This window comes from Klebsiella sp. 2019SCSN059, from assembly GCF_021739525.1.
Lineage (GTDB): Bacteria > Pseudomonadota > Gammaproteobacteria > Enterobacterales > Enterobacteriaceae > Klebsiella > Klebsiella quasipneumoniae.
The window spans coordinates 1-642 of sequence record NZ_JAKKOM010000133.1; the positions used below are offsets into that span (position 1 = coordinate 1).

Below are 642 nucleotides of genomic sequence, written 5' to 3' on the forward strand. Positions count from 1 at the left end.
AACGTTTGACATGAGGGGCGGCCAAGGGCGCCAGCCCTTGGACGTCCCCCTCGATGGAAGGGTTAGGCATCACTGCGTGTTCGCTCGAATGCCTGGCGTGTTTGAACCATGTACACGGCTGGACCATATGGGGTGGTTACGGTACCTTGCCTCTCAAACCCCGCTTTCTCGTAGCATCGGATCGCTCGCAAGTTGCTCGGCGACGGGTCCGTTTGGATCTTGGTGACCTCGGGATCATTGAACAGCAACTCAACCAGAGCTCGAACCAGCTTGGTTCCCAAGCCTTTGCCCAGTTGTGATGCATTCGCCAGTAACTGGTCTATTCCGCGTACTCCTGGATCGGTTTCTTCTTCCCACCGTCCGTCCCCGCTTCCAAGAGCAACGTACGACTGGGCATACCCAATCGGCTCTCCATTCAGCATTGCAATGTATGGAGTGACGGACTCTTGCGCTAAAACGCTTGGCAAGTACTGTTCCTGTACGTCAGCAAGTGTCGGGCGTGCTTCTTCTCCGCCCCACCACTCGACGATATGAGATCGATTTAGCCACTCATAGAGCATCGCAAGGTCATGCTCAGTCATGAGGCGCAGTGTGACGGAATCGTTGCTGTTGGTCACGATGCTGTACTTTGTGATGCCTAAC

General features: G+C 55.1%; 1 protein-coding gene. It reads right to left on the reverse strand.

Annotated elements, in window-relative coordinates; all coding sequences use genetic code 11:
• Positions 1-62 precede the first annotated feature (62 nt).
• Positions 63-617, reverse strand: coding sequence for a fluoroquinolone-acetylating aminoglycoside 6'-N-acetyltransferase AAC(6')-Ib-cr5 (locus L2I46_RS29280; protein ID WP_063840321.1), 555 nt, complete (start codon positions 615-617; stop codon positions 63-65).
• Positions 618-642 lie beyond the last annotated feature (25 nt).